Raw genomic sequence first — 11,199 nt, 5'->3', positions numbered from 1 at the left:
AAGAAGCAGGAGGCGGAGACGGCCGAGTCGCATTACGTGGAGTGCTCCACCAAGGGCGTCTGGCTGTCGGTGGGGAGCGTGGTCAAGCTCTCCTGCTCGTTCGGCACGCGCATCGGCAGCGTGGCCGACGCCTCGATGGGCGAGTTCCTGGTCATCGACGTCACGCACGATGTCGGCGACGACCGCTTCTACGGCAACAGCTTCCGTGCGATACCTTCGGTTGCCCGTAGCCTTCCCGTTCGCGACGTGGGTCGTTCTGTTGCCGAGACGCAGGTGGCTAGGGTCATCGGCAACGCCGACCCCGACGGCAAGGGTCGCGTCCAGGTCCAGATGAATTGGCAGACGGGCAACATGCGCACGGGTTGGATACGCGTGATGACGCCCGACGGCGGCGGCAGCGAGAGCGTGTCGACGAACCGCGGCTTCGTGTTCATCCCTGAGGTTGGCGACCACGTGCTTGTGGGTTTCCGGCACGGCGACCCCAACAGGCCATATGTCATGGGCAGCCTGTTCAACGGTAGGACAGGTAAGGGAGGAGGAGAAGACAACTGTTGCAAGAGTATCAGTACGCGCAGTGGTTGTTCTCTTACCCTCAATGATGCGGAGGGAAGTCTAACACTGCACGACAAGGGTGGTGTAAATATGAATTTTGATGGTGGAGGAAGTCACTGCTTGAATGCAGGTTCCTGTTCGTGTACAAACGTAGGCGAAGACGCCAGTGTGTTGAAAATGGATAAGGACGGAAACATCGACCTGTCGGGAAAGACTAAAATCAGACTAACTGTCGGAAGCAGTGTACTTACCATTACCAACGACAAGGTAACCATCAAAAGTACAAGTATAGAACTTGATGGAGATAATAATAAGATTATTGGGAAAAAGAACGAGGTGAACGGAGTGACCACAATTGAGGGTGAGGCCGTAACGATTAAAGGAAAACCTGTTAATATCAATTAAAACTCTAACTATGGGATATTGGGAAGAACTGAAAGAGAAAATTAAAGGAAAGGAATATGTTGATCTTCAACAAGTCCGATACAGAAACGAACAGACCGTTGCTATGAAGGTGAATGGTATGCCTGTCAGTACTAATAGGCTGAAAACAGATTATACTGTTGAAAAGGTCTATAATTCTCGACACGACATCATGCAGCTTGCATTTAGTATCGATGATAATATCGCTTCTGTTTTTCCAACGCAATATCAAGCAGGGATGGACATGGTCGTAGATCTTGAGAAGATAAAATGTAAGGCTGTTATAAATGTGGATATGAATACTGGCCATATTGGCGAAATAGTAAACCACAAAGAAGTTATTGAGACATGGGAAGGGTATAAAGAACATTTCAGGGATAAATACAAGTTCCTAAGGTCAAATGCTACTCAAGAAGCAGTTCAACAGTTTCTCGAAACGCAGGACAAGTTGATTCTTGATCAGGAAGCGATGAAGGCGGAAATGGGCTGTAAGATGTTTTACATGCTTGTTTTCGATCACTATCTCGTGGGGAAGCAAGAGTATAATGGACCTTATTCCATAACTTTTCCCTCTCAATTGTTTAAGGGAATCTCATTCCCAATGACTATGACTCCTAAAATATATCAGGAATCTCCCAATAAAGTTGTTTATGAAAGGGACGGGAGTGTGGATGAAAACGTGTCTTCGTCATCAGACATTGTTCGATTCTATGATGAGCAATTCAAACCGACTATCCAATATAAGTTTACGCAGTACCGGCCATCTTTCAACATCCGTGAAACTGTAAATGAGGCAGAACGACTTATTGAAGAAGCTGAAGTACGCCTAATTGAAGAGGTGGTAAACAATGTTGACTTAACGATACTTTGCAAATTAAGAAAAATAGAATAGGAATATGGCCTTTGAAATTGTATATTTGGGAACGAACATTGTCTGTACGAACATGACATGCGGTGTCCCTCGTAAAATAGGATGTATAGAACAACCACGTTTTGAACAATACCGCGCAGATTGCCCCGCACCTATTATGACTTATAGAGACACCAAGATATCAGCATGTTTTGAATGTAGGCTGACCAAAAGTTTTCGTTTGGGCATCTGGAGTAACATGTTAGGCCTGGTACTTGGCCTAGCTGCGGCGGTATTGGTCGTGGTAGCAATAGGAGTTCTTATTCTTGGAACAGGAGGACTTGGTGCACTTGCTATGGGAACAGTCAGTTTTCTTGTTGCGGAAAGTTTGAAATGGACAGCTATCATTGCAACGGCAACACTTGTGGGAACGGAGAAATATTATGGCTATAGACTGGAACACGACTGTGATGTTGTATCTAGCATGACATGGGATGCATACCATCGGAACATAAAGGTGAAAGGCAATTATGTGATTGTTGACCGTTCCTTGCTGGAATGCCCGCAAGGAGGCTTGATTACGATTATCATGGATGATGCCATTGCGCAAGAGGCTGCCAGTATGTTGACAACCGCCAATAAAGATGTTATCTCAAAAAAGCGTGAGAGTGAATTTTGGCAAGGAATGGTCAGTGGAGCAACTTGTGGGCTGAATCCTCTATCACTGGCTATATCTAGTAGCTTTCATTTCTATGAATGGTTTGTTGCAAAGCCACATCATAAAGAAATGTACAAGGATGAAAAATACAATGACAATTGGGGTGTAGAACATTCGGGTGAGTTGCAGATAGGCGCAGGTGTACTTAATGGGGGTAGAGAAACGATTAAAGATGCAAAGCCTTCATACGAGGCTGTGAAAAATGCTTCTAAAGACCTAGTTGCACAGAAAAAGGGATATGAACGTTTAGCTCAGAAAGCCGCAGAGAAAAACACGAAAGCCGCTGCAAAACATGCTTTGATACAAAAACAAAATGTTGATAGAATTTCTGCAAAGCGTGCTCAAGAAGCAAGTAAGGGTTGGAAAAAATTTGCATCGAATATTGCTAAGATAGGCTTAGGTGTTCTTGGCGGAATTGCTGCCATGAAAATAGCAGAAGCTTATGATAAAGAGATTGAATTTACAGAACGAGGCATGATAACAAAACTGCAAGAGACGATTAATAAGGACAGGAGAAAGGCAGGTGGACCTATTACCACCTATTCATTAAATTAATGACAAATGAATAAAGGCAAATTGTTATTTATGGCGTCTTATTCTGGTGGTATTTGGAGAGCCATCGGTTTTTTCATTTTGGCCCCACTGCTGTATAACGCCTGTGAATATCTTTTCAACACTGGTAACACCGACGGGTTAAAGTATGTAGATACTTATATAAAGGATTCCAAGCTTATTTCCATCAGTATTCCTCACGGTGACGGTCTGAGATGGTCTAAATTTAATAACTACCATGACAGATATAGGCACAAGAAATGTTGTTACACGAAAACTTTTTATAGTGATTCACTAAAAAGATATATATCATTTTATATGTTTGAGGGTGTCGATTTCTTCGATAAGGAGAAGCGAGGAGGTGACTTGGGAGCAGGGAGAATAAAGTCGTACTTCAATCCCGGCAATGTCTTTATGGTTCATGTGAATAAGACTCAGTTAAATGATCCTAAATACGGAACGAAAGATAATCCTGTCCCTGTATTCTGGCACAAGTTTGTTTCGGGTGAGGTCAATTGCAAATTTAATGATGACGGCACCCCTTATGACCGCTCTACAAAGTCAATCCCTTACTTCGATGTTCAAGACGACGTCACTGCTGAGGCGAATCGCTTGTTCGTAACGGAGTATCTTACACGTATCATTGACGAAGACGAACTGGTGAGGTTATTCGGGAAGAAATGACATTGTAATCGGCAGGAGATAAATTTGCAAAGAAGGGTCTGAGTATTGTTTTTGCTGCTTATTCATTAAATTAGGGGAAATGAACAAAGATAAATGGTTGGCTATAGTTTTACTATAGGATCCTGTCCCAGTGGCGTTTTGCGAGCCATCGGTTTTTTTATTTTGGCCTCACTGCTGTATAACGGTTGTGAATATCTTTTCAACATCGGTGACACCGATGGGTTGAAGTACGTCGTGTACTTTGCCGCCCCTTATGCCTCATGGCAGAAAGGAGCGGTTGAAAATACAAACAAGCTCATCAGGTTCTCATAAAGGTGACTAGCCAAGATTGTGTTCGTCGCAATAATGGCAAATTGCTTGCTACGGAGAACGACAGGATGGGTGCGTGTTATGGTTGCTATAAGCCCCTAGGCTATATCAGTGTTCTTTCAACAGTGCTTACCAACATACACATACCCTTTATGTCGGCTTGTCTACTCGGTTCTGTCGTAGGGGCATTGGGCGGGGCCATTGTTGGCTACCTAAGGGCTTCGGTAGACGAGCGGAAGAAGACCGAGAATGGGTCTTCTGTCCTCGCGAAGTTGTCAGGAGAAGTGAACAAGATAACGTCTGCCAAGTTGGGTTTATTAGCTGGAGCTGTGGCGGGCTTTGCCAGCACATATTCATTCTTAAGGGGAAAAGTGTCAGAAATGCTTCTCAAAGTGTTTGTTCCCAACATGTGCGCTTCATATACCAAGTTGTCATTTTGGAGCAAGGTCCATCCGAAGGTAAAGATCAAGGGGCAACGGGCCTTGCTTGAAGGGGCCCAACTCGTGTGCGTACAAGGCGGATTGATTACCATCATCAAGCCAGATTTCTCTGAGGCGGTGAAAATGCTCTGCCTAAGCTACTTTGCCTATAACCGTACGAATAAGGAAAAGCCCGAAAAGGATTATAATATGGACAAAGCCCTGGAAGGTCTAAGCAAAGAACAACAAGACATGCTCAGAAGTGAAAAGCTTGACGGGTATGAAAAACTTAGCGACGAAGAATTGGCAACCGACTTAGGTATCATAGATCTGACAGAGTTAAATGACCCTTCTACAGGTTTCAAAGCTGATGTATATAAAGATGAGCAGGGAAACTATGTTCTTGCTTATCGTGGGACATATAGCGACCCAAACCATCCTGAAAATGATTTGGTGCACGACTGGAGTAAAGAATGGACAGACGAAAATATACAACAAGGGGTAGGCATGGGGAGTGAACAATATGAGAAGTCTATAGATTTAGCTAGGAAAGTAAAGAAAGGAGCTGCAAAGAAAGGTAAGCAACTGACCATTACGGGACACTCCCTTGGTGGCGGCTTGGCTACCGCTGGTGGTGCTGCTACAGGGTGCAAGACTTACGCCTTCTGCCCGGCAGGAGTACATCCCAACACATATGAGAAGTATGGGGTACAGCATCCAGATACGTCAAAGGTACACACCTACTATTCCAACCAAGATTTCCTAAACATGGCAAGCAATAACCTTTCCCTTATGCCAAAGGCGGCAGGAGAACGGATTATGCTGCATACGATGGATAGCTTTAGCTTTGAAAGGGGGCACGACCTACCTTTGCTCCTCAAAGCGATACAAGCTGAAGAGGCAGAGTTAGGGCGTCCTATTCGTGCCAATAAACTTTAAAACAACGAGGCCCCCACAATGAGAATATTAGCAGCATTATTATCTTTCATCTTAACTTCATGTAATATGTTTAACAACGAAGCCCCTTATAAGCATTTTTTCAGCGATAAAGAGTATCCGATTATCGAAGCCATTCATAATCAAGACAAAGACAAATTACTTGAAATGATGCGGCATGGCTGGAACGTAAACTCCATGGGTGAACACGGCATGTCCTATTTGCTTTATGCTATATGGAAAGATAATTATAAGATGACCGAATTTCTTCTGGAGAATGGTGCCGATCCTAATTTCGTTTCCTACTTTTGGGAGTCAACTCCAGATGAGGTTATACCGATGCTTCCTCTAGAGCGGGTATGCTATGATCAATATGGCCTTGAATATGTTAAATTGTTGCTTAAGCATGGCGCCAATCCTAATGACAATCGTGCCCAACTACCTATTTTTGCAGCGGCATTATATAATGACAGGAGAAAAATAGAATATCTTTTGGGACATGGTGCGGACATTAATCAGTTTAATCGTTCCAAGGAAACCGTAATAACAAAACAAAGTATTGTAAGTAAATGGGAGATGGTATTGTGGTTGTGGGATAAAGGAGCTGACCCTATGAAGACAGGAGGTGTTGGTGTGTTTGAGGGAGAAGCTAATGTTGCTTTTTGGGTTCAAGACTTTATTGATAGTGGCAATGGAAATTACGATGATGAAGACTTCAAGAAATTGGTTGCCCGCCTGAAGAGTATCGGCGTAAATTTCCCGTATAAGCCTGCACATGATAGTGTGGACGTGAAAAAATAGGATCGCTTTGATTGGTTTCATAACTAGCAATGATTCAATGGTCTAGCTTAATGAGGTAGGCACGACCTATCTTTGCTCATCAAAGCGATACAAGCAGAAGAGACAGAGTTAGGACGTCCTATTCGTGCCAATAAACTTTAGTAGCCGCAGCTGCTTTGCTCGCGACCAAGGCAGCCCTCGTTTTCACTGGAGTAGTTGTTGTTGGGAGTGGTCTAGCTTATGCTGTGGAACACGATTGTGACGAAACGCTGGCTTGCGAGTGGAGTCTTCCCCATAATGGTGTAATGATAGAGGGCCGCCCCGCATTGTTGAACCAATCTTATATGAATTGTACCCGTGGTGGGCAAATAGAGATTATCCTTAACGAGAAGACAGCCATTAAGGCGGCAGCATACATTTCTTCTTGCAACACCAATGCGCTTTGGTGGCAGATGGGCAGCCAAGCGGTGCAGGGCGTATTTATAGGCATGGCGACTGCTGCAACTGGCTCTGTAGGCTTGGTAGAGATGGGCATCAGTGCGGGAATATATTGTTTCTCCGAATATGACAGTGGCTTGGGCCAGAAAGCTACCGCTACCGGCATTGCATACGGCGCAAAAGAAGACGTGGCTAGTAGCATAAATGCCTCTACATCTGCCAAAGAGGCTAAGGCTTCCGTAGATGCGACAAACAAGGCCGTAAGTGCATCTAAGGAAACGATGACTGCACATCAGAATACGGTGAAGTCTGTCCAGAAAACAGCAGCCAAGCCAGGACGCGAGCAGGCAGCAGCAAGGCAGACACAAAGTAAGGCGCAGAAAGCTTACAATATAGAGAAGAGCAGGTACGGGAATTTGAAGAATAAGTCTACCCAAGCTACAAAGAACCATCAAAGGGCCGTTTGGAGCAGAAACGCGGCTTTCAGGGCTCTTTTAAACGGACTAGCGTTGAATATTACAACTGCCATATTGAACTATTTGATAGATGACTATTCTAATGTGCAAGAAGCAAAGTATATTGATATGGCGAAGAACAACGCGAAGAAAATGAGTTGTTCAGATCAAGACAACGAAATAACAAATGAGTCCTTTATAGGTATCGTAGCCAACGTAATATAAATAACGCAATGAAAATCAATTCCACTTACGTCTGGTCCAACCTTGTGGTTGTGCCAGTGCTCTTTTCCATAATCACCTATCTGTTTTATCGGGGTAACACCGATGCGTACGATTATGTCGACACATACTTAAGCCGGTCGAAAGTAATTAAGGCGACTATCCCCAAAAAATACGATGATCAATGGGGGCGTTACAGCTTTCGTTTTGGCAAGAAAGGTAGTAGAAACTACTATCAATTTATCTTCTACTCCGCCGAGCATAAAAAGTATCTGGCCATCGTGTCGTTTGGTGGCATCGATACCTATGGCGAAATAGACCTTGAAAGGCCTTCTCGAAGATCTTTCTATAGAGATCAGCCTACAATCTTTGCTTATGCCAATATTACTCAGTGGAACGACGCGAAGTATGGTACGAAGAATTTACCGATGCCAATATTCTTTATCAAGGCCACTCACTTGTACAACAACCAACTGACGATAGGTCCTAGGGTACCCCTTCCTAATCCCTACATTATAGATCATAACTCTACGCGGAAATTTGTTGAGCAATACCTCGCATATTTCCTGCCCGAGGATGAATTTGACAGATTATTTAAAGGGAAAGCAGAGTGAAGAGTGTTATAAAACAGTGAGGCGACAGACATAAATGTTACAGCTGCAAATATTGTATACGGCGTAAGACACGATGTTGCCGGTAACGTTAGAGCCACTACCCAAGCCGCAGAGAACCATCAAAGGGCCGTTTGGACCAGGAACGCGGCTTTCAAGACTCATTTAAACGGACTAGCGTTGAATATTTCAACTGCCATATTGAACTATTTGATAGATGACTATTCTAATGTTCAAGAAGCAAAGTATATTGATATGGGGAAGGACAACGCAGACGAAAGAATGGTTCGGAACAAGACAACGAAACAACAAATGAGTCCTTTATGGGTATCGTAGCCAACGCAATATAAATAACGCAATGAAAATCAATTCCACTTACGTCTGGTCCAACCTTGTGGCTGTGCCAGTGCTCTTTTATATAATCACCTACCTGTTCTATCGAGGTAATACCGATGCGTATGATTATGTTGACACATACTTAAAGCAGTCGAAGGTTATTAAGTTAACGATACCCAAAAAGAATGAAAGGAAAAGGGTGTTTTACAGCTTTCGTTTTGGCAAGAAAGGTCGTAGAAACTGTTATCAATTTATCTTCTATTCCGCCGAGTATAAAAAGTATCTGGCTATCGTGTCGTTCAGTGACATCGATACATTTGGGGAAATCGACCTTGAAGAACCTTCACGAGGATTTTTATATAGCGAACAGCCTACAATCTTTGCTTATGCGAATATTACTCAGTGGAACGACGCGAAGTATGGTACGAAGAAATTACCGATGCCGATATTCTTTATCAAGGCCACCCACTTGTACAACAACCAACTGACGATAGGTCCCTGGGATTCCTCTTCTAGTCCCTGCATAATAGATTATAATTCCACGCGGAAATTTGTTGAGCAATACCTCGCATATTTCCTGCCCGAGGATGAATTTGACAGATTATTTAAAGGGAAAGAAGAGTGAAGAGTGTTATAAAACAGTGGGGCGACAGACATAAAAGTTACAATTGTAAATATTGTATAGGGCGTAAGGCGTGATGTTGCCGGTAACGTTAGAGGGCACCAAACAAGCTGCAAAGAACCATCAAAGGGCAGTTTCAAACAGAAACGCGGCTTCCAAGACTCTTTTAAACGGACTAGTGTTGAATGTTACAACACCCATATTGAACTATCTGATAGATGGCTGTTCTAATGTGCAAGAAGCAAAGTATATTGATATGGCGAAGGACAACGCGAAGAAAACGAATAGTTCAGTTCAAAACAACGAAACAATTAATGAGTCCTTTATGGGTATCGTAGCCAACGTAACATAAATAACGCAATGAAAATCAATTCTACTTATGTAATTGCCAACCTAGTGGTTGACTCTACACCTTGAAGCAGATGCACAATTAAAAGTAGGAATCTATGAGATTAAACTATAATTTTAAAGTAGGCTCTTTATTCGAGTGGCGCGGTATTCCCATCCGAATTATCGTACTAGTGATACTTATTCCGAGTCTGGTAACATATTATTGTTCAGGCTTTAGCTCATGTCTTGTTGGTAATATATCTTTCTACGTTTTTCTGTCTCTCTCCTTTTTACTTGATACTGCATATACTTGGGGTATGGCAGTGGGGTATGCAGGTTGACCCACCTATTGAAGGTTTTGACCTGAGGGTCTGTGCATCGTTGGGTTTTATTACAATGACAAATGCTTCTATCGTTATTCTCGACTTCTTCTTTGATGTCTTGGCGTATGTCAATACGAATACGGGCGGTGGCTTGAAACCCCTATATGGCATAGTAGGCTCAAAGGAAAGTATCGTAAAAGGATTTAGAATCTTAAATTTGGTTGTACTCATTGTGATGCTTTTAGTATTTTGGTTTGGCCAAATAAAGGTAGCAACATTGTGAGTGAATGTTTCCAATCTTGTTTTAAAGGGATACGTAATTCCGCAAAGAAACCTACCAACAGAACAGCAACTGCACCCAACCGTAATAAATAAACTATATGGCTAAACTTATATTCTTTTTAATACTCTGTAATATGAACAATGACATAATCGTTGCGATGTTTGGTTATAAGTTTAACAAACATTACTTTGAATTTAACCAGAAGAATGGGGAACTAGAGTATCATGACATGAATTCTACGGTAAGGATCATAGATTATGGTGATAGCTTATACCATAAAATAATATGTCCAGACAGTTGTGCCACGGAATATCGAATACTCTATTACAAGGATAGTCTTACTGTAGCGTTAACATTAGCTAGATTCTACGACATGTATGTAGGACCAATAAATCGATACGACAGGCGAGGGAATCTGATAGAAACAAAAAATACCGATGCTCCTTTCAACTACTCCAAAGACGATGTGGTAAATTGGGTGAAAGAGAAGTATGATGTGGACCTGTATAAAAAGCCCCAATGGGCATTGATGAGTAGAAGTCCGACAGCATTCCCACATTATATGTTGCGTTTTCTCGATAAGAATGGTACGCCTATTGTCTATAGCATAGATGCCCGAGATGGTTCACTTATCTTTCAAAATATAGGTGGCGTGAAAACCAAATTTAAAGACGACAGCATCTGGTATCCAAAGAAGAATGAGAAGAAGAAAGAAGTGCGTACACGGCATCTCAAGTAAAGCGGTGTATACAATGCCCATACCCGCATCCCTATCTTTTCGCGCATTAATGCAACGATGGCTAAAGGAAACCAGCCAATATCGCGTGTTTCTCCCTATGAGAACAGCAACGACATCCAAACTTAACAAATAAACAAAATGGCTAAGTTATAGAAAAATAGATCAGGTGTTGTAGGTAATAACCTTTAACTCCTATCGGTCATAAGACCGTTTATCCGTCATTTTATATTGATTATATGGCTTACTGTCATCTTTTGTTTGCTTGTCGGCATCTTGCCTGTCGTCCTCTCTCGACATAGCCCGTTAAGCTTTCGACATGACAATAGACAATCTGACCAGCAACCGAACAAGATCTGTATTGGCACTAATAGCCGATTTGGGTTTAAGCATTGAGCAACATGGGTCAGTACAAGTCTTTTGTAGCCTCACTACAAAAGGCTTGTAGCATGACTACAAGAGACTTGTAGCGTGACTACAAAGGGCTTGTAGCCCCACTACAAGTCGTGTTGTACCGATGAGTTTGTAGTGTACTGAGATTAGTTGACACTTTTCGTTGTTAAATACTCCTTTGGTTGACAAGAAAAATCCTTATGTTGTATTTAGGTTGTCATGTCCTT

Annotated in this window: 10 protein-coding genes and 1 pseudogene; all 11 read left to right on the top strand. The window is 42.7% G+C overall.

Annotated features, from left to right (window positions below; all coding sequences use genetic code 11):
* A partial coding sequence (locus F453_RS15890; protein ID WP_018968546.1) for a phage baseplate assembly protein V occupies window positions 1-957 on the top strand: 957 nt, incomplete at its 5' end.
* A 10-nt stretch (window positions 958-967) separates the two neighbouring features.
* Window positions 968-1,867: a hypothetical protein gene (locus tag F453_RS0113865; RefSeq protein ID WP_018968545.1), complete on the top strand. Its 900-nt coding sequence runs from the start codon at window positions 968-970 to the stop codon at window positions 1,865-1,867.
* A 4-nt stretch (window positions 1,868-1,871) separates the two neighbouring features.
* The gene (locus F453_RS0113860; RefSeq protein ID WP_018968544.1) at window positions 1,872-3,098 is read left to right on the top strand and encodes a hypothetical protein; all 1,227 of its coding nucleotides are present in this window, start codon (window positions 1,872-1,874) and stop codon (window positions 3,096-3,098) included.
* 6 nt (window positions 3,099-3,104) lie between these two features.
* On the top strand, window positions 3,105-3,779 hold the full coding sequence (locus tag F453_RS0113855) for a DUF8188 family protein (RefSeq protein ID WP_018968543.1): 675 nt from the start codon (window positions 3,105-3,107) through the stop codon (window positions 3,777-3,779).
* Between the two features lie 180 nt (window positions 3,780-3,959).
* Window positions 3,960-4,082: pseudogene (locus tag F453_RS16545) on the top strand (IS30 family transposase); the annotation flags it as partial.
* An 11-nt stretch (window positions 4,083-4,093) separates the two neighbouring features.
* Window positions 4,094-5,446 carry a Tle-like phospholipase domain-containing protein gene (locus F453_RS0113845; RefSeq protein ID WP_244869428.1) on the top strand — a complete coding sequence of 451 codons (1,353 nt, stop codon included), beginning with the start codon at window positions 4,094-4,096 and terminating at the stop codon, window positions 5,444-5,446.
* A gap of 66 nt (window positions 5,447-5,512) precedes the next feature.
* Complete coding sequence (locus F453_RS0113840) at window positions 5,513-6,244, top strand: ankyrin repeat domain-containing protein (protein WP_018968540.1); 732 nt, start codon at window positions 5,513-5,515, stop codon at window positions 6,242-6,244.
* 323 nt (window positions 6,245-6,567) lie between these two features.
* A complete protein-coding gene (locus tag F453_RS0113835) occupies window positions 6,568-7,341 on the top strand; it encodes a DUF4280 domain-containing protein (RefSeq protein WP_244869427.1) in 774 nt (257 codons plus the stop codon).
* Window positions 7,342-7,349: 8 nt separating this feature from the next.
* Entirely contained in the window at window positions 7,350-7,952 is a 603-nt protein-coding gene (locus F453_RS0113830; protein WP_018968538.1) for a DUF8188 family protein, read from the top strand.
* A gap of 355 nt (window positions 7,953-8,307) precedes the next feature.
* A complete protein-coding gene (locus F453_RS0113825; protein WP_018968537.1) occupies window positions 8,308-8,910 on the top strand; it encodes a DUF8188 family protein in 603 nt (200 codons plus the stop codon).
* 1,066 nt (window positions 8,911-9,976) lie between these two features.
* Window positions 9,977-10,582, top strand: a complete 606-nt coding sequence (locus F453_RS0113810; RefSeq protein WP_018968534.1) for a hypothetical protein — start codon at window positions 9,977-9,979, stop codon at window positions 10,580-10,582.
* Window positions 10,583-11,199 lie beyond the last annotated feature (617 nt).

Source organism: Hoylesella loescheii DSM 19665 = JCM 12249 = ATCC 15930 (genome assembly GCF_000378085.1).
GTDB lineage: Bacteria > Bacteroidota > Bacteroidia > Bacteroidales > Bacteroidaceae > Prevotella > Prevotella loescheii.
Note: the sequence above shows the minus strand (reverse complement) of the source record. Positions and strands in the feature narration are given on the sequence as shown.

Coding starts and splice junctions, on each gene's coding strand:
- F453_RS0113865 (WP_018968545.1), top strand. CDS start 968: ATGGGATATTGGGAAGAACTGAAAGAGAAAATTAAAGGAAAGGAATAT.
- F453_RS0113860 (WP_018968544.1), top strand. CDS start 1,872: ATGGCCTTTGAAATTGTATATTTGGGAACGAACATTGTCTGTACGAAC.
- F453_RS0113855 (WP_018968543.1), top strand. CDS start 3,105: ATGAATAAAGGCAAATTGTTATTTATGGCGTCTTATTCTGGTGGTATT.
- F453_RS0113840 (WP_018968540.1), top strand. CDS start 5,513: ATGTTTAACAACGAAGCCCCTTATAAGCATTTTTTCAGCGATAAAGAG.
- F453_RS0113835 (WP_244869427.1), top strand. CDS start 6,568: ATGAATTGTACCCGTGGTGGGCAAATAGAGATTATCCTTAACGAGAAG.
- F453_RS0113830 (WP_018968538.1), top strand. CDS start 7,350: ATGAAAATCAATTCCACTTACGTCTGGTCCAACCTTGTGGTTGTGCCA.
- F453_RS0113825 (WP_018968537.1), top strand. CDS start 8,308: ATGAAAATCAATTCCACTTACGTCTGGTCCAACCTTGTGGCTGTGCCA.
- F453_RS0113810 (WP_018968534.1), top strand. CDS start 9,977: ATGAACAATGACATAATCGTTGCGATGTTTGGTTATAAGTTTAACAAA.